The 25,110-nt window shown below is 42.4% G+C and carries 24 protein-coding genes, 2 rRNA genes and 1 pseudogene; 13 read left to right on the forward strand and 14 right to left on the reverse strand.

Annotated elements, in window-relative coordinates; translation table 11 throughout:
• The 3 genes and pseudogenes from HADU_RS07250 to HADU_RS07260 form a co-directional block, all read left to right on the forward strand.
• A 23S ribosomal RNA gene (locus tag HADU_RS07250) occupies positions 1–383 on the forward strand; the annotation flags it as partial.
• A 227-nt stretch (positions 384–610) separates the two neighbouring features.
• Positions 611–725: ribosomal RNA gene (rrf, locus tag HADU_RS07255) — 5S ribosomal RNA — on the forward strand.
• Positions 726–873: 148 nt separating this feature from the next.
• Positions 874–2,489: pseudogene (locus tag HADU_RS07260) on the forward strand (Na/Pi cotransporter family protein).
• Here HADU_RS07260 and HADU_RS07265 read toward each other — a convergent pair.
• Positions 2,452–3,834, reverse strand: coding sequence for a dihydrolipoyl dehydrogenase (locus HADU_RS07265; protein ID WP_008304903.1), 1,383 nt, complete (start codon positions 3,832–3,834; stop codon positions 2,452–2,454). The pseudogene HADU_RS07260 and the gene HADU_RS07265 sit on opposite strands and share 38 nt — an antisense overlap.
• A gap of 154 nt (positions 3,835–3,988) precedes the next feature.
• Between HADU_RS07265 and HADU_RS07270 the strand changes: the two genes are divergently transcribed.
• Entirely contained in the window at positions 3,989–5,992 is a 2,004-nt protein-coding gene (locus HADU_RS07270; protein WP_004815999.1) for a hypothetical protein, read from the forward strand.
• Positions 5,993–6,157: 165 nt separating this feature from the next.
• Here HADU_RS07270 and HADU_RS07275 read toward each other — a convergent pair whose 3' ends face one another.
• Positions 6,158–6,580 carry a beta-lactamase hydrolase domain-containing protein gene (locus HADU_RS07275; RefSeq protein ID WP_008304907.1) on the reverse strand — a complete coding sequence of 141 codons (423 nt, stop codon included), beginning with the start codon at positions 6,578–6,580 and terminating at the stop codon, positions 6,158–6,160.
• The gene (locus tag HADU_RS07280; protein ID WP_004816001.1) at positions 6,573–6,908 is read right to left on the reverse strand and encodes a TIGR01244 family sulfur transferase; all 336 of its coding nucleotides are present in this window, start codon (positions 6,906–6,908) and stop codon (positions 6,573–6,575) included. The genes HADU_RS07275 and HADU_RS07280 overlap by 8 nt, the downstream gene beginning before the upstream one ends.
• Before the next feature lie 124 nt (positions 6,909–7,032).
• Here HADU_RS07280 and HADU_RS07285 point away from each other — a divergent pair, with 124 nt between their 5' ends.
• From HADU_RS07285 to HADU_RS07295, 3 genes are all read left to right on the forward strand, one after another.
• Positions 7,033–7,929: an alpha/beta hydrolase gene (locus tag HADU_RS07285; protein ID WP_004816002.1), complete on the forward strand. Its 897-nt coding sequence runs from the start codon at positions 7,033–7,035 to the stop codon at positions 7,927–7,929.
• A complete protein-coding gene (trxC, locus tag HADU_RS07290; protein ID WP_004816003.1) occupies positions 7,930–8,361 on the forward strand; it encodes a thioredoxin TrxC in 432 nt (143 codons plus the stop codon).
• A gap of 74 nt (positions 8,362–8,435) precedes the next feature.
• Positions 8,436–8,798: an acyl-CoA thioesterase gene (locus tag HADU_RS07295; RefSeq protein WP_221415591.1), complete on the forward strand. Its 363-nt coding sequence runs from the start codon at positions 8,436–8,438 to the stop codon at positions 8,796–8,798.
• 216 nt (positions 8,799–9,014) lie between these two features.
• On the opposite strand, the gene HADU_RS07300 is transcribed toward HADU_RS07295, so the two are convergent.
• Together HADU_RS07300 and HADU_RS07305 are read right to left on the reverse strand one after the other, a co-directional pair.
• On the reverse strand, positions 9,015–9,527 hold the full coding sequence (locus HADU_RS07300; protein ID WP_004816005.1) for a DUF4442 domain-containing protein: 513 nt from the start codon (positions 9,525–9,527) through the stop codon (positions 9,015–9,017).
• Positions 9,528–9,554: 27 nt separating this feature from the next.
• Positions 9,555–10,043 carry a YajQ family cyclic di-GMP-binding protein gene (locus HADU_RS07305; RefSeq protein ID WP_004816006.1) on the reverse strand — a complete coding sequence of 163 codons (489 nt, stop codon included), beginning with the start codon at positions 10,041–10,043 and terminating at the stop codon, positions 9,555–9,557.
• 91 nt (positions 10,044–10,134) lie between these two features.
• On the opposite strand from HADU_RS07305, the gene HADU_RS07310 reads away from it, so the two are divergent.
• Positions 10,135–10,449, forward strand: coding sequence for a rhodanese-like domain-containing protein (locus HADU_RS07310; protein WP_004816007.1), 315 nt, complete (start codon positions 10,135–10,137; stop codon positions 10,447–10,449).
• 179 nt (positions 10,450–10,628) lie between these two features.
• Here HADU_RS07310 and mnmC read toward each other — a convergent pair whose 3' ends face one another.
• Genes mnmC through HADU_RS07330 form a run of 4 tightly spaced genes read right to left on the reverse strand, consistent with a single transcriptional unit; the run spans position 10,629 to position 14,039 of the window.
• Positions 10,629–12,527, reverse strand: coding sequence for an FAD-dependent 5-carboxymethylaminomethyl-2-thiouridine(34) oxidoreductase MnmC (mnmC, locus tag HADU_RS07315; RefSeq protein WP_008304913.1), 1,899 nt, complete (start codon positions 12,525–12,527; stop codon positions 10,629–10,631).
• Between the two features lie 39 nt (positions 12,528–12,566).
• Entirely contained in the window at positions 12,567–13,091 is a 525-nt protein-coding gene (locus tag HADU_RS07320) for a hypothetical protein (protein WP_004816010.1), read from the reverse strand.
• Positions 13,092–13,096: 5 nt separating this feature from the next.
• The gene (locus HADU_RS07325; RefSeq protein WP_004816011.1) at positions 13,097–13,399 is read right to left on the reverse strand and encodes a YciI family protein; all 303 of its coding nucleotides are present in this window, start codon (positions 13,397–13,399) and stop codon (positions 13,097–13,099) included.
• 28 nt (positions 13,400–13,427) lie between these two features.
• On the reverse strand, positions 13,428–14,039 hold the full coding sequence (locus HADU_RS07330) for a septation protein IspZ (protein WP_008304915.1): 612 nt from the start codon (positions 14,037–14,039) through the stop codon (positions 13,428–13,430).
• A 44-nt stretch (positions 14,040–14,083) separates the two neighbouring features.
• Here HADU_RS07330 and HADU_RS07335 point away from each other — a divergent pair, with 44 nt between their 5' ends.
• The gene (locus HADU_RS07335; RefSeq protein ID WP_008304917.1) at positions 14,084–14,935 is read left to right on the forward strand and encodes a PHP domain-containing protein; all 852 of its coding nucleotides are present in this window, start codon (positions 14,084–14,086) and stop codon (positions 14,933–14,935) included.
• A gap of 6 nt (positions 14,936–14,941) precedes the next feature.
• On the opposite strand, the gene HADU_RS07340 is transcribed toward HADU_RS07335, so the two are convergent.
• The 3 genes from HADU_RS07340 to radC form a co-directional block, all read right to left on the reverse strand.
• Positions 14,942–15,970: a hypothetical protein gene (locus HADU_RS07340; RefSeq protein WP_004816018.1), complete on the reverse strand. Its 1,029-nt coding sequence runs from the start codon at positions 15,968–15,970 to the stop codon at positions 14,942–14,944.
• Positions 15,971–16,050: 80 nt separating this feature from the next.
• The gene (locus HADU_RS07345; protein ID WP_004816019.1) at positions 16,051–16,962 is read right to left on the reverse strand and encodes a bestrophin family protein; all 912 of its coding nucleotides are present in this window, start codon (positions 16,960–16,962) and stop codon (positions 16,051–16,053) included.
• Positions 16,963–17,030: 68 nt separating this feature from the next.
• On the reverse strand, positions 17,031–17,729 hold the full coding sequence (gene radC / locus HADU_RS07350; RefSeq protein ID WP_004816021.1) for a RadC family protein: 699 nt from the start codon (positions 17,727–17,729) through the stop codon (positions 17,031–17,033).
• 113 nt (positions 17,730–17,842) lie between these two features.
• On the opposite strand from radC, the gene coaBC reads away from it, so the two are divergent.
• Positions 17,843–19,117, forward strand: coding sequence for a bifunctional phosphopantothenoylcysteine decarboxylase/phosphopantothenate--cysteine ligase CoaBC (gene coaBC, locus HADU_RS07355; RefSeq protein ID WP_004816022.1), 1,275 nt, complete (start codon positions 17,843–17,845; stop codon positions 19,115–19,117).
• Between the two features lie 202 nt (positions 19,118–19,319).
• A complete protein-coding gene (locus HADU_RS07360; protein ID WP_034592500.1) occupies positions 19,320–19,823 on the forward strand; it encodes a hypothetical protein in 504 nt (167 codons plus the stop codon).
• Positions 19,824–19,880: 57 nt separating this feature from the next.
• On the opposite strand, the gene dusA is transcribed toward HADU_RS07360, so the two are convergent.
• On the reverse strand, positions 19,881–20,906 hold the full coding sequence (gene dusA, locus HADU_RS07365; protein WP_004816026.1) for a tRNA dihydrouridine(20/20a) synthase DusA: 1,026 nt from the start codon (positions 20,904–20,906) through the stop codon (positions 19,881–19,883).
• A gap of 271 nt (positions 20,907–21,177) precedes the next feature.
• Here dusA and HADU_RS07370 point away from each other — a divergent pair, with 271 nt between their 5' ends.
• Complete coding sequence (locus HADU_RS07370) at positions 21,178–21,822, forward strand: hypothetical protein (RefSeq protein WP_008304921.1); 645 nt, start codon at positions 21,178–21,180, stop codon at positions 21,820–21,822.
• A 7-nt stretch (positions 21,823–21,829) separates the two neighbouring features.
• Here HADU_RS07370 and HADU_RS07375 read toward each other — a convergent pair whose 3' ends face one another.
• Positions 21,830–23,020 carry an MFS transporter gene (locus HADU_RS07375; RefSeq protein WP_008304922.1) on the reverse strand — a complete coding sequence of 397 codons (1,191 nt, stop codon included), beginning with the start codon at positions 23,018–23,020 and terminating at the stop codon, positions 21,830–21,832.
• Between the two features lie 955 nt (positions 23,021–23,975).
• Between HADU_RS07375 and HADU_RS07385 the strand changes: the two genes are divergently transcribed.
• On the forward strand, positions 23,976–25,103 hold the full coding sequence (locus tag HADU_RS07385) for a Re/Si-specific NAD(P)(+) transhydrogenase subunit alpha (RefSeq protein WP_008304924.1): 1,128 nt from the start codon (positions 23,976–23,978) through the stop codon (positions 25,101–25,103).
• Positions 25,104–25,110 lie beyond the last annotated feature (7 nt).

The raw sequence follows: 25,110 nt of genomic DNA on the forward strand, positions 1-25,110 counted from the left end.
TGGGGCTGAAGCAGGTCCCAAGGGTATGGCTGTTCGCCATTTAAAGAGGTACGCGAGCTGGGTTTAGAACGTCGTGAGACAGTTCGGTCCCTATCTACCGTGGGCGCTGGAAATTTGAGAGGATCTGCTCCTAGTACGAGAGGACCAGAGTGGACGAACCTCTGGTGTACCGGTTGTGACGCCAGTCGCATCGCCGGGTAGCTATGTTCGGAAGGGATAACCGCTGAAAGCATCTAAGCGGGAAGCCTACCTCAAGATAAGATTTCCCTGTGACTTTATGTCACCTAAAGAGCCGTTGAAGACTACGACGTTGATAGGTTGGATGTGGAAGTGTAGCGATACATGAAGCTGACCAATACTAATTGCTCGTGAGGCTTGACTATACAACACCCAAACAGTTGTTGTACGAACTGCGCAAGCAGTGAGCAGAGATTGATTCATTAAAGACCAAACGGTCTTGAAATACTTGATTCAGCTAACGCTAGAACATACAATTCGACTCAAATATTTCTATTAATGAACGATGTTCAAAACACTGTTTTGAACAAGTGCAAGATCTGACCAAGCATTGGCATCTAAATAAGACCAAACGCAAAGTCATACCAGTTGTGCTGGCGACCATAGCAAGAGTGAACCACCTGATCCCTTCCCGAACTCAGAAGTGAAACCTCTTAGCGCTGATGGTAGTGTGGGGCTTCCCATGTGAGAGTAAGTCATCGCCAGCTCATTATTCTAAACACCCTCTGTCAAATGGCAGGGGGTGTTTTTTTATGCGTGAGAAAAATAGAGGGGTAAACTATTTGCTAGGCTTGGTTTGGTTTTAGCTATCGTATATAAATTATTAAAACTTAAAAATTATAAAAAGGGATAAGTGTGTTTGATGTATTTGCACAACTTTGTGGTGGAATAGGTTTATTCCTGCTCGGCATGACCTTGATGACCGACGGCCTGAAGGATATTGCAGGTGAATCTCTGAGACAGTGGTTAGGTAGATTTACGGGTTCTCCTTTAAAAGCGATGAGCTCAGGTATTATCTTTACCTTGATTGTGCAGTCTTCAACAGCGACAACACTTGCTACTATTGGTTTTGTAAGCGCAGGAATACTGACTTTTGCTCAATCTGTTGGCGTGATTATTGGTGCAAATATTGGAACCACCAGTACTGGCTGGATGGTAGCGTTGCTTGGTGTCAAATTCTCGATTGGACAATTCGCTTTACCCTTAATTACAGCGGGTGCATTACTCAAGATTTTAGCTCAGGGTCGGCTAGCTTTAACTGGGCTTGTAATTGCAGGCTTTGGTCTGATTTTCTTTGGAATTGAGTTATTGCAGGTGGCAATGTCTAGTCTGGCAAATCGTATAGACCTTTCATATTTAGCACCCAAAACTTTTTCTCAAAATTATTATTAGTCTTGATTGGCTTGGTGATGACGGTCATTTTACAGTCATCTAGTGCTGCAATTACGACGACGATTACTGCATTGGCGAGCCAGATTATCCAGCTAGAACAGGCCCTTTTGCTGGTTATTGGTCAAAATATTGGAACTGTAGCTACGGCAGTCTTAGCGGCAATTGGGGCGAATAGCAATGCACAAAGAACGGCTGCAGTACATGTGATTTTTAATCTGAGCAGTGCAACTTTTGCCTTCCTGATATTAATTCCATTTTTTCTCTGGTTATCCCACGAAGGTCACTTGCTGGCTTCCTGGGATTCTGTAGTAATTGTTGCAGCTTTTCATACGGCATTTAGTTTATGTGGGGCTGTATTATTAATGCCTTTCATCGAACAGTTTAAGCATTTTCTGACTTGGCTCATTCCTACTGATGAGGACAGTTTAATTCAGTCTCTGGATGAGTCGAGTCTTTCAGTACCCGCAGTCGCAGTTGCGAATGCTGAAAATGTCATTGAACAGATAGTATGGCAACAATATGGCTGGTTTATTGCAGCATTTAAAGATGGACAGCTGGTTGCAGCTAATCAACTCAAACAACAAGATGAACTCATTGCAAAGCTTAAACAATATTTGGCTCAAATTACCGTGTCTCAAAATACCGAAGAGCAAGCACGTTTATTGGCCTTACTCAGGAAAGTGGTCTATCTCAATGTATTCCGCAGTGATCTTGAACAATTATCCTATAGTTTGGATATCCGGACTCAGCCTGCTTTATATCAGGTTATATTGGATGTTGTTGAAATTTTTGATAATTATTGGAAGGAAGCTGCAGATGTAAAGGATTATGATAAAATTTGCATGTTACAAAATGAACTGATTCTGCTGGAACAATGGACGAAACAACATCATGCTGATCTTCGTGAAAAGATTAATCAGTATGCTTCTAGCAATCAATTGAGTGCTGCCAGAACCTTGGAATTACTCGCAGCCCATCGCTGGCTGGATCGGTTTATTTCCCATAGCCAGCGCTTTGTAAATGTATTAAGTGAAAATGAACTCAATGCTGATCAGCTAACTGACGACGCGCATGCTTGAGTGCAGTACGTAAGCCCTCTTCTAGAGTCGGATGATAGAACGGTTTTTCAAGGATCTGATCAATTATCATTCCTTCACCAATTAACCAGGCAAGAAGATGAGCTAGATGTTCTGCCTGTGCACAGAATAGTTCTGCACCCAAAAGTTTACGCGTAGACCTGTCTACATATATTTCAGCACCACCCATATTGGTAGCTTCCACCCGCGCTCGGCCCTGTCTTTCATAAGAAATAAAACCTGTAACGAAATCAGTTTTTGCTTTTTTTAATTGCTGATAATTTTTTCCAATAATAGCCATTTCAGGCTGACTGAACACAATCGCCAAAGGGGTTAGTTTTGGAATTGCTTGTATATCTGGATAATTTAGGCAATTTTTGACGATTTTTTTACCTGAATATGCAGCTTCATGCTGAATTGGAGCATCAGGAGCTGCATCACCAATAATAAAAATTGGATAGTTAGCTAATTGTTTTGTGGAAAGATCAATTGGAAGATTTTTGATGTCTGTATATGAAGGATCGATTTTTTCCAGTTCGAGTTGATCAAGGTTGCTGCTTCTTCCGGTTGCCGCTAATACGTAATCAACTTCTAAAATTTCTGCTTGGTCATTTTGCTTAAACTTTATCTGGACTTGATCACCTTGTCGGATCATCTCATCAGGAACAGTTTTAAATTTAATCTCAAGTTCTGAGCTGAGTTGCTGTTGAGCAAGTTCCTGAAGCACAGGACTTGTGAGAGAGCCGACTTTTTGACTACGGGCAAATACAATGGTCTTGACTCCTAAGCGTTGCATGGCTTGAGCAAGCTCAATGGCAATTACTCCGCTACCAATCACTGCCAGTGACTCAGGTAGGGTAGGAAGCTCAAACACTTCATTAGAGCTAAGCAGTCGCTCACCAAGTACTTCTTTTTGTTTTGAATCGATATTTGGTCGTGAGCCTACAGCCAAAATAAAACTTTTAGCTTGATAATATTGTCCATCTACTTCTACGGTTTGGGCATCTACAAATTTGGCATGACCTGAAATTTTATGTTTTGGATTCCATTGATTGACTTCTTTAAGGGTGGCTTGAGTAAAGAAATCACGTAATTCACGAACACGTGACATGACATTGTTCGGGGTAACTTCACTATCAATATTTAAAGCTAAATCATGTGCATGCTGAATCAGGTGCATACGATTGGCTGAAGCAATTAAAACTTTACTTGGCATACATCCGACGCGTGCACAGGTCGTATCCCAAGGGCCAGCATTAATGATCAGAATATTATCCGTATGTTTGATTGCTTCTTTATAGGCAGTGATACCTGCAGTGCCTGCACCGATAATGATGAGGTCGTACATTAATTGCTCTTATTGAAATCAATTTATGAATATAAGCTAGCATAAAAAACATTTAGCTTACCTTTATTTACATAAATGCTTAACTATGATTACATATCGCATAATGAATAAAGATTGATAACAAACTCTATAATAGAGGGTCTTGGGGATTTAAATGATTAGTAAACAATTAGGTATTAAATTATCTGCTCTTACTTTGGCACTAATGTTAGCAGGCTGCGGGGGCGGTGGAAGTGATGGTTACTATAATAATGATGGCTCTAGTTCTGGAAATATTACTACGAACCCTAGCACAGGTGAAGAAGTAAAATCTGTTAATATTAGTACTATACAATTGATTGATCGAAATGGTAACTTGACTCAGGCAATCGCTGCAGAAGGTGTGAGCGCTCAAGTCAAAGTAACTGATCAGTCGGGTAAAGGAATTAGTGGTGCATTAGTTACATTTACAGTGACTGGTGGTGTTGTTTTAGGTAGTTCCAATGGTGCTGTTTTAACAAATACAAATGGTGAAGCGAGTATCTCAGTTAAACCTGAAAACTTAAATACCAATGGTGCCTATCAAATTTCTGCAGTTGCAGATTTTGATGGTACCGAAGCATCAACACCAGCACTTAATTTCTCACTTCAAGCAACCAATATTATTTTAGTCGATTTAACGGCAGCTAGTACTCAATTAGAATCTGGTGGTTCAACAAATATCACGTTAAAAACGCAAGATGCAAATACAAAAGTCAATCAGAATAATGTCAATGTCGAATTCACTGCACCATGTGGTAAATTTGAACCTGCTACAGTTGTTTCATCAAATCAAGGAAATGTTACGACAACTTATAAAGCGATTGGTACAGATGGAAAGCTTTGTACAGGAACACAAAAAATTTCGGCAACAGGTTTAAATATCCCAGAAGTTGGAATTGATGTCAGTATTAAGGCACTTGAAGCTAATTCACTAGTATATACATCTAATAAAGTTAATTTGGGGATTAGAAAAAGTGGCTCAGCATCATCTGGTCAAATTGAATTTACTTTGTATGCAAATGGTGTACCTATAGCAGATCAAGATGTTTTGATTGAGAAAGTACAAGCACCAGAAGATTTATCGTTCGTATCATTTGGAAATCAAAATAACAAAACTATAAAAAGTGATTCAAATGGTAAAGTGATTGTGAATCTTTATCCAGGAGATAAACCTGGGCCTGTAGAGATAAGAGCAACTTTAGTTTCAGACAAAAATGTTTCGGCTGTATCTAAAAATGTATCTGTATCCATTGGTCGAGTAACTCAAGATGGATTAAGTTTATCAGTATCTAAAAATTCATTACAGAATGTAATTGATGGTGACACTGCAACTATTACAGCGAGAATGGTTGATCGTACACGGAACCCTGTTCCAGATGGTACAGTAATTAGCTTTGTTTCTGAGGGAGGGAAGGTTGAACCTAATTGTTCAACAGTCCAAGGAGTATGTTCTGTAACTCTAACAACACAAGAACCTCGTCCTTTAGATAATCGTGTGACTGTATTGGCTTATGTTGAGGGTGATAAAAGCTTTACAGATTTAGATGGCGATAATCTTTATACTAAAGGCGTAGATCGACTTCTTAGTAATATTGGTAGCTTTTTCCGTGACGATAACGAGGATAATCAATATAACAAAGATTATGGTATTGGTGAATTTCTTTATAATCGTGCGGTATTAGGAAACAAAGCGACCTGTGCTCCATCTACAATTAGACAGCCGAATATCGCAGACACATGTGACGATAATTTAGATACGGTCATCCGTCAGCAATTATTATTTGCATTTGCTGAAAATACACCAACCTTTACTAATGTAAAGGCAAGTGGAAGTTTATTGTCTTTTAATATGTATGGAAATAGCGCTCAAAGTGTGCCTATGCCAACAGGTACCACAATAAGTGTTACGCCTGAGGATAATACAAAAGCTAATAATTTATCTTGTACTGCAGAGTTAGCAACAGGAAGTTCACCTGTCGCAAATGTCTTTGATCTTTTGACACCAAGCACTTTCAAAAATAGTAATCAAAGTTATTATGGCTATCGTCTAAAAGAATGTGCGGTAGGAGATACGTTGAAAGTTTCTGTTTCTTCGCCAGATAGTAAAGTATCAACAATTTATGTAGATTATCAATAGAAATTATATTTGTATAAAAAACAGCGCCGAAGCGCTGTTTTTTTTTATGGGAACTAAAATTTAAAAAACTAAATTGATGTTCCCACACTCACACCCACAGTCGGTCGAACATTCATCGAACTACAACCAACAAAACTTAAACTTAAACAAATGATCAGTAAAACTTTATTCATGAATTAATCCTTGGTCCTTCGCCTTGTAATACAAGGCGGCAGAGCGTGTACCACTACGGCAAACCATTAAAATGGGTTTAGGTAAGTCATTATAGTATTTGGAAAACTCTTCAATGTTCTGTTGTGTAATTTTTCCGCTAATCACTGGCTGATAAATTACACTGGCATGATGGCGCTCTGCGATAGTGCGAAGCTGAATAACCGATACTTCATTACCTGTTTCCTGATCTGGACGATTGACAATGACAGACTTAAAACCCTGTTTCATTAATTCTTGAAACTTAATGCTATTCATTTGTCCAGCTACACTTACTGTAGGAGTTAATGGCCGGCTTAATTCTGCAGAAAAACTGAGTGTAGCAAAGCTTAGACCGAGTCCAAGCATTGCACATTTCCAGAAGCAGGGATTAGTCATCCAATAAATCCATTTGTTTTGCGATCTGGTACAGGTTATTAGAACGGTTACCAGTACGGCAGAACATCAATAAGGGTTTTGGTAGTTCATTATAGTGATTGGCAAAAGTACGGACATCGAGTTCAGTGATCTGACCTGCAACTACAGGTTGATGCACATAATCCAGACCTGCTGCACGAGCAGCCTCTTCAATTTGTGCACTGGTTGGCTGATCCGAACCACCTTCCATATCCGGGCGGTTATTGATAATGGATTTAAAGCCTTTCTCAACTACCTGTTCGATATGTTCTGGACCAATTTGACCTGCAAAGCCTACATTTTCACTCATGATGTCACTCCATCATTTCATTTATAAAGATATGCTTTATGATAGCATTAAGCTCAAAAATGAGCAGAAAGATCTGAAATTTTTATAAACGAATACAACCATAAAATAACGCAACGGAGCGCGTATGCATGTATATACAGTTGAACCACTGTATGTCAAAAGCGGTCAAGATGTCATTGCTGCCGATTTTTATCGTCCCAAGAATATACACAAACCAGCAGTCATTTTAATGGCACATGGTCTGGCTGCCTTACGTCATTTTGAACTGGTCAAATATGCCCAACGTTTTGCAGCAGCGGGTTATGCCGTCATTTTGTTTGATTATCGCTACTGGGGTGGAAGTACCGGACGACCACGAGAACTGGTTTCAATTAAAGCCCAGCTTGAAGACTGGCGAACCATGATTGCTCACGTTAAAGCACGTAAATCCGTAGATGCTAAACGTATTGTGCTCTGGGGAACGAGTTTGAGTGGCGGATATGTACTAACACTTGCCGCAGAATCCAAAGATGTACAGGCCATTATGGTCCAAGTCCCATTTGTGGATGGTGCTGAAAGTGCCAAATTGTATCCTTTACAGCAGCTGCCTAAAGCGCTGAAAATTTCCAGTCAAGATTATATGGGCTCTAAAGTCGGGATGACGCCACGAACTTTACCCGTTGTAGCCCAGAATGAACTCTGTTTCTTACCAACACCCGATAGCTACGAAGGTTATCTGTCAATTGTTCATCCAGACCATTACTGGAGTGGGGAAATACCAGCCCGGGTGTTCTTTAAACTGATCCGCTATCGACCGATTCAGGATGTGCGTAAAATTACAGTACCGGTTCTGTTTATCGCTGCGCAACAGGATAGCCTGATTCCGATTGAGTCCAGCCGTGAAACGGTAACCAATATCGCACCATTTGCCCAATATCATGAGTGGAATATGCGACATTTCGATATATATCATGGTGAATGGTTTGAAAAAGCAATTTCGACCCAATTAGAATTCTTACATCAATATATTGGAGTTCGTTAGATGATCATTGTATGTCCGTCATGTCAGGCCAAAAACCGTGTGCCTGAAGATAAACTCACCGAGAGTCCTGCATGTGGCCAGTGTCATCAGGGCCTGATTCCACTTGCACCGATTGAACTCAATGAACAGAATTTTAGCCAGTTCGTGACTGGCAGCGATTTACCGATTCTGATTGACCTATGGGCAGACTGGTGTGGCCCATGCAAGATGATGGCTCCGCATTTTGCAACAGTAGCACAGCAGTATCCAAATGTGGTATTTGCCAAAATTGATACTGAAGCGAATCCACGACTCAGCGCTGCATTTAATGTTCGTAGTATTCCAACACTGGTTTTGATGAATAAAACTGATGAAATTGCTAGAATAAGTGGTGCGCTCAGAGCACCTCAGCTGCAACAGTGGCTGGATCAGCATCTGAATGCCAAATCCTAATACCCAGGCCTGGAGTTAACGTGTCAGATTCTCATGTAAAACCAGAGGGAGTTCTTTCCCTACAGACGATTGCAATGCCAGCAGATACCAACTGGAGCGGTGACGTATTCGGTGGATGGATTGTTTCACAAATGGACTTGGCCGGTGCGATCCATGCAGAACGTTTTTCCAAAGGACGTTGTGCGACAATTTCGATTAATCAGATGACTTTTCTGGTACCGGTAAAAGTCGGTGATGTGATCAGCTGCTATACCAAGATTCTGAAGGTGGGGAATACTTCGATTCAAATGCAGATCGAAGTGTGGGACAGTCACGATGATTCCCGTCCGCCTGTTCGTGTCACAGAAGGCGTGTTTACCTTCGTAGCGGTGGATGTCAAAGGCAATAAGCGTCCGATTCCAGATGAAGCAAAACAGAAGTTCCTTGACGCTCAGTAAACGAATTGATGAATGCAAAAAACCAGACAATTTGTCTGGTTTTTTATTTTTGAAAATTTAAATTCTTAGGCAATGATTTTTATTGCTTATCCTGATTTTAAAGCTAAAAAATCAAATAGTTTTTAAGCTGAGACAAGGAAAACAGTCATTATCTTGATAGATGATGAGGATACTTTTAAATAATCCCCAATTTATTTAGCGTATATTCTTAAAAAATTAAGATGCGGCTTTGGTTTTAAGCTGCGATTTAGCGATCCAGGCCCACAGCATTTCACACTGAATTGGTGCTTCACCAGATTCATCTGTTATGACAACCTGCACCAATGTTTCGCCTTTATCTGTACTTTGCATCAATTGCTGCTGTTCAGCAGTCAGAGTGGCTATAGCACGCATTGCCCCCTGGGTAGGACGTTTATAATCAATTTTGATACTTTTAATAAGGACGACTGCAGAATCAGGCACGTTCATTGCGGTGACAAATCCTGTGGCTGTTTCTGCAAGCAGTGCCATGGCACAGGCATGAACCTGACCAATATGGTTCTGCATAGCCTTATGATTGGCCATGCTGACCATGACCTGATCATGACTCACCTGTTCATAGCGAATTCGGGCAGAACCGACCATCGGCACCACACGTCCAAAGGTTTTACTCAGCAGTGCAGTACGAATGCCTTGTGGAAGTCGTGAACTTGCTTTTACCAGTTTGGAGAGTTGATTGCTTTTGGCCATGGTTCTATTATCCGAAAATAGACTGTCTTAGTCTTTAAAGTTGTTGAACTGTAAAGGCACACCAAATTGCTGTTCTTTGAGGAATGCCATAATTTGTTGCAAAGTATCGCGTTTTTTATCGGTCACACGAATCTTGTCGCCTTGGATAGAAGACTGCGCTTTAATGCCACTTTCTTTAATGGCTTTATTAATTTTTTTTGCGGTATCTGAGTCAAGACCGTCTTTCAGTTTAATCACCTGGATATAGTTTTTACCTGAAGGTGCACCTTTTTGCGGATCAAGCGCCTGAATATCTACTTTACGTTTAAAGAAGTGATTTTCTAACATGCTATAAACTTGTTCACACTGAAAATCACTTTCAGTCTTGATTTTGATTTCTTTATTTTTTTCGTTCAGCTCGATTGAAACGTCCTGACCACGGAAGTCAAAACGGGTCGCAATTTCTTTTTGCGTGTTTTGAACTGCATGGTTTACTTCAAAAATTTCTAATTCAGAAACAATATCGAAAGAAGGCATAGTTTAGACCTTTACAAATGGAAAGAATATCTGAGATGCTAGGGATGTTTTCTTCATTTGCCAAGTGTTGTTTACATCAAAGGAGTGCGCAATGATCCGTAAACAAGAAATTACAACATTTGAGTTCCCAGAAGGTGCTGTAATCTGGGATGTACGTGATTCTAATGCTTTTGCTGAAGCACATATTAAGGGTGCGGTAAACCAGCCCATTAACGATCTTTCAGCAGATAGCCTTACTCAAGTGTCCACGGATCAGCCGATTTATATCCTGTGTGGTGGAGGTAGTAAAGCCCCTCGTGCTGCTGAAAAACTAGAGGGTTTCGACAGCTCTCGTGAATATGTCATCCTGATGGGTGGTACACGTGCTGCCCGTGATGCAGGCTTGCCGCTGGAACAGGGTGCCTGATTAAGCTTTAAAAAGAAAAAGCGCCGTCAGGCGCTTTTTTCTTGGCTATATTTCTTCAATGTTCCCCTTTGAAAAAGGTGAGCCATAGATGGCGCAAGAGGGGGATTAAATTTTTTCTATAAATCCTTCCCTTGCGGAACAGTGTTCCTCACCCTTTAATAAAGGAAGGGGCTTTAACACTAAGGTTTAAAATAAGGCTTTTGGGTTTTGATTTTCTTTTCAAAGCGTTTGACATCCAGTTTCTTCACTAGATTTGTGGATGCAGGACAAGCCTCTCCTAGAATCTGTGCAGCCAAAATTTCACTGCACAATGGAGCAAATAGAAAGCCTTTGGAACCTAAGCCAGCCAGACTATAGATTTCCTGATCTGATTTAAGTTTTCCAAGCAAGGGGAAATAATCTTTACTCTGGGCACGAACCGAAGCACGACCTTGCCATTCACTGACATCAGCCAAACTCTGTGCATACTCTGGAAATACTGAATGGATCAGTTCAAGGTTATGGATATGGTCTTCTTCCAGTACCTCTGTATCATCACGATTCAGGCAGAATGAAGCACCGAGCAGCAAATGCTGTTCATCAAACTGGATGCAGTATCCGCCGTAGCTATAGGCAATATTCGGATTGAGTGGTTGATCGCTATTTTTGAGCCAACTGACCTGTCCACGAATGGGTTTAAGTTCAGGATGCTCTTCAAGCAGCTGTGGCGTATTTAATGCGGTACAGACGATGATATGATCAAACTGTCCGAGTGAGCTATCACCATCAAATAATTCTGGACATGAGTGTGGTTCAATTCGGCTAATTTGGGCCTGGATATAGCGAATATTGCTATGTTGCAGGATTTCATCACGCAACTGATGAGGCGATACAGCTCCCGCCTGTAACAACGACAATGCTGGATATTTCGCTGTTAAAGACTGCTGATTTTGATCTGGAACTTCTAGAATACCATCAGGATACTCATCAGCCAGAGCCAACAGGTTTTCTGGATTTTTCAATGCCAGCTGCTGAACCTGAATCGCGTGAAAGGCTTTAAACTGTGCATAATGATTTAGGGCGTGTTGCCAAGCCTGGGTCATTAAATGTTCAGCGCTTTGTGCAATCGGTGACAGTTTCGGATTGAGTAGCGCTAATGGATTACCAGAACCACCGGAAAGTGGTGCTGTTTGATCGAATAGGCTGACTTGATGACCACGTAGAGCAAAAGCCCAGGCTATACTTAAACCGGCAATACCAGCACCAATCACGGCAATCTGGCGTGCCTGACATTTCAACTCTTTATTGAGCGAAGTTTTTTTTTGAGTATGATGTTCAGGAATTGCTGTTACTGGCTGTGCAAATTCAGGCGGATTCCAGATGGCTTTCAGCATTTCACGTTTATGACCAAAGCCACGTGGACGTGAAATCGAAATACCATGATTTCTAAGACCGCGTTTCAGTATACCCGCGACACTAAAAGAGGCAAAGGTGGTGCCATAATCCGAGAGTCGAACAATATTGTTCAGGACATTCTCTTCCCACATATCCGGATTGCAGGAAGGCGCAAAACCGTCCAGGAACCAGGCATTTACTGACACAGTTTTTTCAATGACTGGAAAGACATCTTGTGCATCACCTAGCCATAAATCCAGAGAAAAACGTTCTTCAGGAAAACTGAGGCGATGACAGCCAGCAATTGGGAGTGGATATTGGGAAATCAGCTGATCTGCAAGGGGTTTTAGTTCCGGCCAGGCATTTAAAGCACGAATCAGATCATCTTTTGATAGAGGAAATTTTTCTACTGAAATGGCATGCAGATGGCTCCGGTTATCTGGACGAACCTGTTGCCACAGTTGCCATAAGGCCAGAATATTGAGTCCTGTACCAAAGCCCGTTTCCCCTACACAAAAATATTCAAAAGGTTTGAGATCCGTGAGCCGGGTACCGAGATCATTACCATTTAAAAACACATGGCGTGTTTCAAGCAGACCATTGTCCTTGGAAAAATAAACATCACCGAACTGTTTGGAAACTGGCACGTCAATGCCATCTACCAACTGCCAATCGAGATCGGCAGTTTGAATTGCATGAGACAAAACGGATACAACCTTGAATACGTCAGGAGAGGGAATAGCTTACCACTGACGACGGCGTTTGGTATAAACATAACTCGCAATCAGGAAGCCAAGTAGTACCCCAACTGCCAATGTCGCAGCACCGTAAAGAAACATTTGTGCACTACGTTCACTTTGTAGCACCTGCACCTGAACGCCGAGATTATCGTTTTTCAGCTGTAGTTCCTGATTCTGGGTCAATGCTTCAAGATTGGCTTTTTCCAGTTGTTGCAGACGTGTCGCCTGATCTTTGACCAAAGCCTTCACTTTGGCATCTTGCTGAGCTTTGTTCTGTGCAATATCTTCTGCAGTCAATGGCTTGGCAGCAGGATTTTGAACAAGAGGATTATTCGAAGCAGCCACTGGCATGATGCCAGGTTTATTGGCAGACAGTGTTTGCGGTGGCGTATTGGCTACCGCGGGTTGCACAGTTGCTGGTGTATTTTGCGCTGGGGCAGCAGATTCCGCTGCCGGTGTTACTTCAACTGCCCAGGCAGTTGTACAGGCAAAAGATAAACCGATTAAACTGGCAATTACAGCGTGCATGAACCTTATCCTTGTGGGAATGCTTTATTGAATGGTTTAACGTCAATATGCGCATAGACGCCTTCTTTTAAGAATGGCTCTTCCTGTAACCATTCCTCCAATGCTTCACGGCTGTCAAAGTCCACAATGATGGTGCTGCCATAAAAACCTGCTTGAGGATTACCTGGTTCTTTTGGCATCGCGCCGGCAACGATTAAACGACCTTCATCATTTAATTTTTGCAGACGTGCAAGATGTTGAGGACGAATCGCAAGGCGTTTTTCGACAGTACCTTCCTGATCGGTACAGCTGACAACAAATAATGGCATGGCAGTTCTCGATGACTTAGTCTAACTTTTATTCAGCAGTTTTAAAGTATTTGCGCAATACAATGAACTGAATAATGATAAAGGAAAACATCACGATCATGTCACCAAATGCGGTAAATTCTCCCCAATATTTTCCATCCATAAAGATATAGGCAAAGAAGCAATGTAAGAAAGACATCACCGCAAACATTGCTGCCCAAGTATAGTTGAGCTTAAACCAGCCTTTTTCAGTTAAATTAAAAACTGGTCCAAACAGACGTTGGATTAATGGTTTTTTATCTTTACTGAACCATGGTGAAAGCAGGAATACGCCAGCAAAAACCAGATTTAGCAAGACAGCTTTTAAGCGGATATAGAAATCATCACTGAGTATTAAAGTGATTCCACCGAAGATTACTGTCATAAACAATACGATCCATTGCTGTTTGTCCAGACGGAATTTCTGTGAAACAAATAACGCGCCATAGACCACTAACATGGAAATGATCAGACCTGTGGTTGCCACAAGAATATTGTTATTGTCGACACCGCCTGCGGAGCCAATCAGCTGGAGTAATGGATGATTGGTGTCTTTAGGATCTACTGTCTTATATAAATAAAAGAAAATAATGAGTGGCACAAAGTCTAAAAGTGCTTTCATGTTAGAGTATCTAAATCTGATCAAATAAATGTCATAGTATAGAGATGCACGGCGTAGATTTACATACACACAGCAATATTTCTGATGGAACCTTAAGTCCACAGCAGCTGGTTGAGGCCGCGGCAGCGAGCTTTATCCATACGCTGGCCTTGACTGATCATGACACCATGGACGGTTTAGAGCTGGCGCGTGAAGCCGCGAAAGATCACGAAATTAAGATCATTTCTGGGGTAGAAATCTCCAGTCAATGGTCACGTCCGGCCACCAAGAAGAATTATGGCGTGCATATTGTGGCGTTAGATGTTCAAAATCCTGAGCCATTGCAACAGGCTTTAGAACAGCAAAAACAGATTCGCGCTGAACGCTCAAAAAAGATTTGTGATCTACTGATACCATTGATTGGACAAGATATTTATCCAGATGTAGTCGCTAAGGTCGATAATATTCCAGACCGTGTCACGCGAACCCATATTGCCAAAACACTGGTTGAAAAGGGGATAGTCACCCGTCCACAACAGGCTTTTGATAAATATATCAAGGAAGGTAAGAAAGCTTATGTGAAGTTTGATGGACTGGGACTGGAAGAAACCATTCAGGTGATTCATGCCAGTGGTGGTTTTGCAGTGCTAGCGCACCCCACCCGTTATGATCTGTCTGCAACCAACATCCGTTACCTGATAGAAATTTTTGCCAGGTTCGGTGGGGACGCCGTTGAGCTGCCACCAGCAGTTGATCCGGCTTCTACCCGGCAGATGGTAGATCGGATGATTGCTGAACATGGGCTAAAAGTATCTGTAGGCAGTGATTATCATGGGGACAATATGCCCTGGATTAAGCTCGGCCATATTCCAACGGTTAAAGACGGGCAAGTGGGCATCTGGGAAAGTTTTCGGTAACAGGCGTCAGGCTTCAATAAATGGAGACTGCTTTTGCTGCTGGATTTTTATGCCTAGAAGGCAGGCCAAAGCTAAACTCAGTAATGCCAGTTGCCAAGTTGTTGTAATCGCTGCCATCAGTAATAATGCTGCAATAAGCGTATAGTTCAGTAAATTGCGATAAAGAAAAGGATGGTTTCGGGAAATTACCGCCTGCTGGATGTCTGGATGATGTTTGAATTCTCGATAGCGTAGAAAATCGATCAAATTCGCGAGCGCCAGTTCCAGCTTGTCAAAATGTACTGCCTTGCAGGACATCCGATAGTACTTACCATAATTGGTACTCAGCTTAAGCGTATAAGTTGGAGAGTCATCTTCACGACTCGCCTGAATATGTACAATTCTTGGTAAGTCCAGCATGAGTCGACTGGGAATATGGTCGAAGTAAATCCGTCCGCGGAGCGGTGTCGCGATATAGTACTGCAAATGCTGAAAATTCTGGTCTCCATCATGTGCATACAGTTGAACAATCCAGCGTGTACGCCTCAGGTAATAGACCAGAACCTGCTGGCCGATGAGCGCATCACTTAGTTGAACATGGATATCCAGATACGACTCTGTTTTAAACACCTGATTCAAATCGACATTAAACCATTGTGGTGCTTCATGCTCATTGATCTTTAATAGCAGTTGCTGCTGTTTGCGTAGCCGGGTCGTATGAATCTGACGTTGGCCCATAATGGTGGCATCTGAGCTGCGTAAGGCTCTTTCACGGATATCCTGAGCCAGTTTCGAATCAATCAGATGTTGCTGAATCAGAAAAGGAAATTTGAAATATTGTTTCCGGTCATAGCTTAGACCAAACACCAGTATGAAACTGATGAGAAGCAGTAAAATCCAGTATTGTTCTAATCCACTAAATAAAATATCTTGCCAGGCCAATACACAGCCAAATGCGAACACGACCCCACTACAAAGTAGTAAAGCCGCTAAAGTTGCACCCAGACGCGTCACCGGTTGCGGTGTACAATGATGAATCCGTTGCTTGATAGTCATGAGATCTTATTTTTATTGTTTCAATTATTTTAATTTTGAATTGAATATATATGAGCTGCGTTCAGCTGTAATCGTACTTCTTATAATAGATTATGATCTTGGGCCTGAATAGGTGGTGGGGTTGGTTTGCCTAAAGTACCCAATAGTTCAATTTCAATGGTACGTACCATTGAATCAAGTGGTAAGTCATTGCTTTGCGTACCAAAAGGTTCTTCAATTTCTGAACTGAGCGCATCCAGTCCCAAGAAAGTATAAGCCAAAATTCCGACCAGCAGCGGTGTCACCATTCCAAGGGTCGAACCCAGACTAAATGGCAGCATAAAGCAGAAAAAATATACGGTACGATTCAGCAAGACTGAATAGGCGAAAGGTAGTGGTGTGGTGGCAATCCGATCACAACCTGTCTGTACAATACTCAACTCAGCTACATGCTGGTTCATCTGCGCATAAATGATGTCTGAAATTTCGCCTTCTTTCAGGGCCTGCATAAATTCCCATTGAATCAGACTGAGGGTGTACTGTGGGGCATTGGCCTGTTGATAGAGCTGTTGCAGGGCTTGAGGACTCATACCACTGGTCTGTACCAGTTCGGTTGGATTGGCAGTCTGATGGCGCAAACGATCGCGCAGTACATTGGCAAAGACAATTACATGCTGGATGACCCGCTCACGGCGTGCCTGCGTCAACATACGGCAGTCTCGGTCAAAATGACGTGCATTGGCAATTAGGATCCCCCAGAGTTTGCGCGCTTCCCACCAGCGTTCATAGGCGGCAGAGTTCTTGAAACCAAGGAAAATCGACAGTACTACTCCGATCAGGGTAAAACCGACTAAGGGTAATTCCGGTAAATGTAAATAATTGGTATAAGATAGCCCGCCAATAATGGCAGAAATAAGCATGACCACGCCTAGAGGCGGCAGTACCTTAGGTAAAATCGTTCCCCGCCATGAAAATAATACTTTAAAGATACTGGGTTGGTCACGTACGATCATTTATTGGAATCATCACAATTTTTTTCATGATCTTGTTGAGTTGTGTCTGCTTTGTCAAGTGCTATCGTTCAGGGTTTTACCGTATTAATGAGTTGCTGTTCTGCAAAGGAAAAACTGCCTTCCCGGGCAATGATACAGTGATCAATCAGGCGGATTTCGACCAGGTGACAGGCCTTTGCAATCTGCTGAGTGAGCTCAAGATCTGCTGCGGAAGGTCGAGGCTGACCGAGTGGATGATTATGGGCAATCACAATCGATGTTGCCTGTTGCTGAATGGCATGGCGTAGTAACTGATTAATCGAAATCTCACATGAATTAATCGAGCCATAAAACATTTTCTTAAAGCTGATTTTTCTTAACCCGGCATCCAGACACAGTACAGCAAACACTTCCTGAGTTTCTCCCAGCAGTTCAAAGCGCAGATAGTCCATAATTTTGCGGGAATGATTCAGTTCCAATGCATCTTGGCGAAGGTGCTCGGCAATATAGCGCCGTCCCAGTTCCTTAACAGCCATCAGCTGGGTAAATTTACTGACACCCATCCCGTGAAACTGGCTGATCTCTTGCAGTGGGGCATCCAAAAGAGTACTTAAATGACCAAAATGTTGAATCAGAAGTCGAGCTAGTTCCACTGCGGAATGCCGCTGGGAGCCTGAGCGCAGGAAAATTGCCAGCAATTCGGCATCGGAGAGGCTTTGTGGGCCTGACTGTAACAGGCGTTCGCGTGGACGTTCCTGTTCAGGCCAGTGTTTAATCGAAAATTGCATGTTTATTAGACTTATTTATTATTAATTATTGTTTTTCACACAAGAAGGTCTCTTGGGCATGATTCTATTTAATGCTATTGTGAGCGCCACTGCAACAGAAAGGTAGCCTGTTTGTGAGCTTCGACGTAAGTGTAATTCCTCATAAAAATATTATTTTAGCTGTGACAGGCGGTATTGCTGCCTATAAAAGTGCAATTCTGGTCCGTCGTCTGAAAGATGCCGGTTTTAATGTTCGTGTGGTCATGACTCAAGGCGCACAGGCCTTTATCACGCCGCTGACGCTCCAGGCACTGTCGGGTAATCCTGTCCATACTGAATTACTGGATCCAGAAGCTGAAGCAGGCATGGGGCATATTGAACTGGCACGCTGGGCGGACCTGTTACTGGTCGCCCCAGCAAGCTGCGATACTTTGGCCAAATTCGCTGCCGGTCTGGCCGATGATTTGCTCAGTACACTTTATCTGGCGACCAACGCACCGGTCTGGGTAGCGCCAGCCATGAATCAGCAGATGTGGGCAGCCAAGCCGACGCAACGTAACTTAGCCACTTTGATTGAAGATGGCGTGCATGTGATTATGCCGGATGCAGGTTCACAGGCCTGTGGTGATGTAGGTTTGGGCCGTATGCCGGAACCGGAAGATCTGGCACGTCAGGTAACCGAGTATTTCCATAAGGCACAACGAGCGATTGCAGAAAAATTTGGTCAGCTTGCGGGTAAGCGCGTCACGATTACAGCAGGTCCAACGCGTGAAGCGATTGACCCGGTTCGTTATATTTCCAATCACAGTACCGGAAAAATGGGTTTTGCCTTGGCGGCAGCCTGTTATGCTGCCGGTGCGGATGTAACACTGATTGCAGGACCAGTGACGCTGGATACGCCAAATGGCGTCAAACGTAAAAATGTCAGCTCAGCCGTGAAAATGCTGGATGAAAGTCTGCATATGCTAGAACAGGGCTGTGATATTTTCATTGCGACCGCTGCAGTTGCGGATTACCGCGTAGCACAAGTGGCAGAACATAAGATTAAAAAAGCCGGTGATGAGCTGAATGTCGCACTGATCAAAAATCCGGATATCGTTGCAACCATTGCTCAACAGGAAAAACGTCCATTTATGGTTGGCTTTGCCGCAGAAACACGAAATATTGAAGAATATGCAGCTGGCAAACTGGTCGCTAAAAAACTGGATATGATTGCCTGCAATGACGTTTCCCGTGCAGATATTGGCTTTGCCTCAGATGAAAATGCCATGACGGTATTCTTTGCAGAATCTTATCATATGGAAAAACGTGATCTGGAAAAGGCTTCCAAACAGGAAATTGCCCAGCAACTGGTTGAAGCCATTCATGATGCCCTACATCATGATCCTTCTAAGGATGATGATTTCTAAGTTATTGTATAAAAAAGTCCTGCATAGTCAGGGCTTTTTTATTTCTGCAGAATTGACTGAATGTTCAAAAGAAAACCAAGTATTTTGACCTTGAAAGACACTTTTGGCTATTTCGTGCCCAGTTTGAAAAAGATAAAATCACCCTATAAGAATCAGAATTTTTTTATTTTCCAGCCTCACTAATTTGAGCACTGGGGGTGGTATGAAAAGAATAAGTCTATTGTTTCTGACCTTGCTATTGTTTGCCTGCAGTTACTTTGTCTCTATTGATGAACTGTCGCGCAATATTCAGTCTCAGATGCAACGTGAATTTAATTCCAGTCTGGATTATCGCCATTACCGGTTAAAAGTCATGGATGTAAAAATCATGGAACGTTCTGGTGATCATTTTCAGGCCATTTCCCAGATACAGTATCAGGGCCAATCTTTTCCAGTTAAGGTCTCTATCCAGAAGGTGGAGCAGGGTTATAGCTGGCAGCTGGAAGATGATGCTTTTGCCTTTATTGATGAAGTTGAAATTCAGCGTTATGAACAGCAGTTACAGCAGGAACTGGCTATGATTTCTGCAGAATTCGAACAAGATGAAGGCTTTCGGAACGAGAAGGTCAATGAGATCACTGAGGCTGCAACGCGGGAATCCAGGACGACATCACAGCGGGTTGAAGAACCCATTCCTGTGGGAAATATTACCGCTTATACCCAATAAATTCTCTAGTCAAAAAGCCTTAATAAAAAAAGCACCGGGGAAACGGTGCTTTTTAAATTAAAGATTCTGGGTTTGCTGTTCGAGCAGGTAGTCTTCAGTGCGTTTGATCGCCTCCTGAATATTGAACAAGGCATTTTCTACATCTTTTAAGGTTTTGGCATTACCACCGCTTAATGCCTGACGCCATTTACGCGCACCTGGCAAGTTCTGGAACAAGCCCAGAATATGACGGCTAATAATCGAGAGTGGTGCACCTTCTGCCATACGCTGGGCAATATACGGCATCATTTGTTGCATGATCTCAAAACGATCAGGAGCTTCAAGATTCCAAAGTTGGCCTAACTCGGCCAGTAAATACGGATTGTGATAGGCTTCGCGACCAATCATTACGCCATCCACATGTTTTAAGTGTTCAACCGTTTCCGCATAGGTTTTGATCCCGCCATTGATTTCAATCAGCAGCTCAGGACGTTCCTGTTTTAAACGGTAAACATCTTCATAACGTAATGGGGGAACTTCACGATTTTCCTTCGGGGATAGGCCTTGTAACAGGGCAATTCGGGCATGCACGATAAAATTATTACAACCCGTCTTCGCTACGGTATCGACAAAATGCAGCATCTCTTCATAAGACTGCATATCATCAATCCCGATACGATGTTTCACCGTCACCGGAATATCCACGGCATTGCGCATCTCACCAATACATTCTGCGACTAGATCAGGCTCCGCCATCAGGCAGGCACCAATTTTATTGTTTTGTACCCGGTCACTTGGGCAGCCGACATTCAGGTTGACTTCGTTATACCCCCAATCCTGTGCCATTTTGCTACAGGTGGCCAGGTCTTTGGGATTAGAGCCACCAAGCTGTAACACAACTGGCTGTTCTTGCTGATTAAAGTCCAGATGACGTTTGGCATCACCATGAATGATGGCACCTGTCGTTACCATCTCGGTATATAGAATAATGTTGGGATTAAACAGACGTGCAAAGAAACGATAATCTTTGGTGGTCCAGTCCATCATCGGCGCAACACTGATTCGTGGTTGAAGTTGTTGTTCAATGGTTTTGAGATCAGTCATTCAAAATCACGCCTTAAGTTAGAAATGGAAGAGACAGCACGCCGTTGGGTCTTTTGGGCGCTCACCGGCAGTGATACGACCAGTAAAAGAGGGCGCAATATTAGCATAAAAATAATCAGGCTTCATGGCTGAGTACTAGCACTGCAAGAAAGCATTCTGGGAAATTAAAAAGTATTGAATTCATTCAAATAGATGCAGAGGTCAAGGAATAGTTTACTAAATAGTAAAAGAGTTTAAGATAAAGAAAACAGGATAAAAAAGGAGAAAAATAATGATGTTACTGGAAGAGATTTACAAAACAACAAAAGCTCAGCGTTCAGAATATTTCAATCTACGTGTTCAACGCAGTCTAAGCTGGTTAAGAAAAGCGGTAGAGTTACAGGCCGATTATGATTTTCAGTTTCTGAGCCTGTGGATTGGTCTGAATGCTCTTTACGTACAGGAAAATGAAGATAGTCTTGATCAGCAGGCCTTATCACAATTTCTCCATCTCATCCTTAGCAAGGATCAGGAGAAAAGAATTTCTCAAATTTTATTGGGTCGCTATGAGGTTACGCTGCATGCACTATTGAATAATCAATATCTCACTCAGCACTTTTGGGATTATCAACACAATAAGATTAGCCAAAGTGATTGTCGTGAAATGCTGAAGCAACAAAAAATAGAGGCTCAACAAGCGCTAGGACAGCAGGATATATTGAAGATGCTGTCAGAAGTTTTTAAGCGTTTCACTATTTTAAGGCAACAAATTCTGCAGGGTGGAGTGAGTTATGCCAGCGCCCTCAGTCGCAAGCAGATGCAGGAAAGTTGTAGTCTATTTTCAGCCTTGCTGAACACCTTTATCTATATATTGCTGGAACATGCAGCAGTAATGGATTCCGGCAAAGCCTACTATCCAGTGGTTCAAGTAAATTAGATGATCATTAGTTGGTTTTTACACGCGCATGATAAAACTGATCAATCAGGGCAAAGACGGTGGCAGCTAGTGCAAATATGAATCCAGTCAGGCAGCTCATGCTCCAGCCACCATGATGCCACGCGTATACTCCCGCTGCAGAGCCACAGGCACCTCCAATAAAATACAGGGTCATATAAATAGAGTTAATCCGGGATTTGGCATCCGGACGCAGGCGGAAAATTACATTCTGGTTACAGCTATGGGTAATCGCCAGTCCCAGATTAATTAGCGCATAACCTGCAATATAGCTAATCAACGATGTGCCACCAAAATAGAGAAACAGCCAGCTGCCTGCCAGAATTGAACAGCCAATCCAGCTCAGCAGTTTGATATAACCTCGGTCCGCCCATCTCCCAATCACTTGAGTTGATAATGCGCCAAAAACTCCTACTAAAGTGACTAATCCCACCATAACATCTGCCAGATGAAAGGGAGACTGTGTCAGTAACAGGGCAATGGTAGAGAACAGAATACTCATCGCAGCAAAGGCAAAAGCACCGGTAAGGGAACGAAATACCAGTCGTGGTTCTTGGACCAACAGACTGCCCATAGAGTGGAAAATTCTGGCATAGCTGATTCTGAATTTTGGTAGGGTCGGTAGCTGCCCACGTAAATAGATTCCCAAGAACAGCATCGAGACTGAACTCACTGCATAGATGACTTTCCAGTGAAACAAGTCAGAGAGTAAGCCGGCAATACTGGTCGACAGTAGAATTCCGACCAATAAACCACTCATCAGGAAGCCAACAACTTCACCAGTTTTTTCCGGTTTAACAGTCATGGCCGCTAAAGGAATCAGTACCTGTGCCGCCACAGAAAATAAACCAGCGATAACCGTCCCTAACCAGAGCATGGGCAAATTGATTGCTGTGGCACAGATCATTAGTCCCAGCGCAGCCCCCCACATCAGGGCAGGAATCAGCTTGGTCTTATTCAGCATGTCACCCAATGGCACGATGAACAGCAGGCCCAGTGCATAAGACACCTGAGCAAAGGTCACGGTCAGGGCGACTTGCGATTCAGGTACCTGATAATATTGCTGAATTGATGAAATCAGAGGCTGACAGTAATAATTCGCCCCAGCACATAGACCACATGCAATTGCCATCAGCCAGAGCAAAGGCTTATTTTGACTGATATCCAGTGCAGGATTCATGACAGCTACCTTATATAAGAAGCAGAAGACTATTTTTGATAATGGCATCAAAAAGATGCAAAGATTGCAGGCACTATAGGTCAAAATAGCACATGATAAAAGTAGAAAAATACAACAGAAATTGAAGACAGATCTGGTTATTACCATCTCTGAATATCTTCAAAACCATAACTGATGCGTATTTAATCTTTTTTTTCTTACAAAGTATCTTAAGTTGTCGAAACGGCACTGAAGAAAAACATTGCAATTGAGTCAGAGATAAAAGTGTATTCTATTGCACAAATATAGTGCAAATTTGACAATTTATGATGCTGAGCCAGTTTAAGGTATTAATATAATAAATGACTCAAAAATTATTTTTTAACGATTATTAGAGTAGTTTTAGACTTAAGTAGAATAAGTCAAAAGAGCCAATTAAATGAAACATTAAACTCAACTGATTTAAAAATTTTATGATTAAAAAAGGAAAAAGTTATAGGAAAACATGGTTTTCAGGAGTTCCAAATGAATCAGTATAATTCAGTTAAATTTGTCAAAGAAGTCAAGGAATCAAAAAGTGCCCAATAAAAGTGCCTAAATTAGGGCATTTTGGCATGGCGGAAAAGGGAAGGAGTACAGCAAAAAAAATGGAACGACTGTCAGAATGATCAATGTAACAAAGTACAACAAAAATTAAGCTAAGAAAAAATGAACAAAAAAGGAAATATCCTTTAAGAGAATGAATATCGTTTATAAATTCAGCAGATCAAAAAATCAGGGCCTAACTTATAAATGATATATGACAACATCATTTTTATGAATCATCAGTTCAAAATATAGGTATTTATTAAATAAATATTGGGTAGTATTTTGGAATGGTTTGATTAGAATCCAAAAATTCAACAAAAACACATTCTGAGGGGAAACATCGTTTTTGCGATGTTTACTTAAGAAAAAATTAGCTTGAGGGACGCTCATGCAAATCGGAATTCCAGCCGAAACTGTCGTCGGTGAACATCGTGTCGCTGCGACACCTGAGACAGTAAAGAAATTGATCAGCGCTGGTCATAGCGTGATTATCGAACGTGGTGCAGGGGTAAAAGCTGCCTATATCGATAGCGCTTATGAACAGGTTGGTGCAAAAATTACGGATGATGCCTATACCGGTAGCCAGATGATTTTGAAAGTTCGTGCACCGAAGGGTGAAGAAATTCAAAAATTACCTGCGAATGCTACAGTTGTGGCGATGTTTGACCCATACCGCAATACCGAGCTTGACCATTTCGCGGCACAGAATGTGTCTGCATTTGCATTGGAACTTTTGCCACGCACCTTGTCTCGTGCGCAAAACATGGATGTCCTGTCTTCTCAGGCGAACCTGTCGGGTTATAAAGCAGTGCTTCTTGCTGCAGCAGAATACCAGCGCATGTTCCCGATGCTGATGACTGCGGCAGGGACGGTTAAACCGGCTCGTGTCGTGATCATGGGAGTAGGGGTTGCAGGTCTGCAAGCGATTGCAACTGCAAAACGTCTCGGTGCTGTTGTAGAAGCAACCGACTTGCGTCCTACAGCTAAAGACCAGGTTGAATCTTTGGGTGGTAAGTGGTTAGACGTACCAATGTCTGAAGAAGAACAGCAAAAAGCAGCTGATGCGGCTAAAAATGGTTATGGCTGGATGCCAGGTGAACAGTATATCAAGGATCAGGCGATCATCGTTGATAAAGCAGTTTCCAATGCGGATATTGTGATCACGACTGCACTATTGCCAGGTCGTGATGCGCCACGCTTAATCCGTGCCGAGACCGTTGCCAAAATGAAACCAGGTTCAGTCATTTTAGATATGGCGGTTGAAACTGGCGGTAATGTAGAAGGCTCTCAATGCGGTGAAACGGTTGTGACTGAAAATGGCGTGAAGATTCTGGGTATTCCGAATATTCCTTCAACCTTGTCGACTGAAGCATCTGCACTGTATGCACGTAACGTTTTGAACTTCGTTGAAACTTTATTTGATAGCGAAAAGAATTTCGCCATCAATCCAGAAGAAGAAATTCAGAAAGCCCTACTCGTCACTCACGGCGGCCAAGTGCTGTTAAAGCGTGGTTAAGGAGAGT

Source organism: Acinetobacter sp. HA (assembly GCF_000264725.1).
Classification (GTDB): Bacteria; Pseudomonadota; Gammaproteobacteria; order Pseudomonadales; family Moraxellaceae; genus Acinetobacter; species Acinetobacter schindleri.

What these genes read in the sequence shown, in the direction of transcription:
- HADU_RS07265 (WP_008304903.1), bottom strand. Translation starts at nt 3,834, where the DNA reads ATGTACGACCTCATCATTATCGGTGCAGGCACTGCAGGTATCACTGCC.
- HADU_RS07270 (WP_004815999.1), top strand. Translation starts at nt 3,989, where the DNA reads ATGATTAGTAAACAATTAGGTATTAAATTATCTGCTCTTACTTTGGCA.
- HADU_RS07275 (WP_008304907.1), bottom strand. Translation starts at nt 6,580, where the DNA reads ATGACTAATCCCTGCTTCTGGAAATGTGCAATGCTTGGACTCGGTCTA.
- HADU_RS07280 (WP_004816001.1), bottom strand. Translation starts at nt 6,908, where the DNA reads ATGAGTGAAAATGTAGGCTTTGCAGGTCAAATTGGTCCAGAACATATC.
- HADU_RS07285 (WP_004816002.1), top strand. Translation starts at nt 7,033, where the DNA reads ATGCATGTATATACAGTTGAACCACTGTATGTCAAAAGCGGTCAAGAT.
- trxC (WP_004816003.1), top strand. Translation starts at nt 7,930, where the DNA reads ATGATCATTGTATGTCCGTCATGTCAGGCCAAAAACCGTGTGCCTGAA.
- HADU_RS07295 (WP_221415591.1), top strand. Translation starts at nt 8,436, where the DNA reads ATGCCAGCAGATACCAACTGGAGCGGTGACGTATTCGGTGGATGGATT.
- HADU_RS07300 (WP_004816005.1), bottom strand. Translation starts at nt 9,527, where the DNA reads ATGGCCAAAAGCAATCAACTCTCCAAACTGGTAAAAGCAAGTTCACGA.
- HADU_RS07305 (WP_004816006.1), bottom strand. Translation starts at nt 10,043, where the DNA reads ATGCCTTCTTTCGATATTGTTTCTGAATTAGAAATTTTTGAAGTAAAC.
- HADU_RS07310 (WP_004816007.1), top strand. Translation starts at nt 10,135, where the DNA reads ATGATCCGTAAACAAGAAATTACAACATTTGAGTTCCCAGAAGGTGCT.
- HADU_RS07320 (WP_004816010.1), bottom strand. Translation starts at nt 13,091, where the DNA reads ATGCACGCTGTAATTGCCAGTTTAATCGGTTTATCTTTTGCCTGTACA.
- HADU_RS07325 (WP_004816011.1), bottom strand. Translation starts at nt 13,399, where the DNA reads ATGCCATTATTTGTTGTCAGCTGTACCGATCAGGAAGGTACTGTCGAA.
- HADU_RS07330 (WP_008304915.1), bottom strand. Translation starts at nt 14,039, where the DNA reads ATGAAAGCACTTTTAGACTTTGTGCCACTCATTATTTTCTTTTATTTA.
- HADU_RS07335 (WP_008304917.1), top strand. Translation starts at nt 14,084, where the DNA reads ATGCACGGCGTAGATTTACATACACACAGCAATATTTCTGATGGAACC.
- HADU_RS07340 (WP_004816018.1), bottom strand. Translation starts at nt 15,970, where the DNA reads ATGACTATCAAGCAACGGATTCATCATTGTACACCGCAACCGGTGACG.
- HADU_RS07345 (WP_004816019.1), bottom strand. Translation starts at nt 16,962, where the DNA reads ATGATCGTACGTGACCAACCCAGTATCTTTAAAGTATTATTTTCATGG.
- radC (WP_004816021.1), bottom strand. Translation starts at nt 17,729, where the DNA reads ATGCAATTTTCGATTAAACACTGGCCTGAACAGGAACGTCCACGCGAA.
- HADU_RS07360 (WP_034592500.1), top strand. Translation starts at nt 19,320, where the DNA reads ATGAAAAGAATAAGTCTATTGTTTCTGACCTTGCTATTGTTTGCCTGC.
- dusA (WP_004816026.1), bottom strand. Translation starts at nt 20,906, where the DNA reads ATGACTGATCTCAAAACCATTGAACAACAACTTCAACCACGAATCAGT.
- HADU_RS07370 (WP_008304921.1), top strand. Translation starts at nt 21,178, where the DNA reads ATGATGTTACTGGAAGAGATTTACAAAACAACAAAAGCTCAGCGTTCA.
- HADU_RS07375 (WP_008304922.1), bottom strand. Translation starts at nt 23,020, where the DNA reads ATGAATCCTGCACTGGATATCAGTCAAAATAAGCCTTTGCTCTGGCTG.
- HADU_RS07385 (WP_008304924.1), top strand. Translation starts at nt 23,976, where the DNA reads ATGCAAATCGGAATTCCAGCCGAAACTGTCGTCGGTGAACATCGTGTC.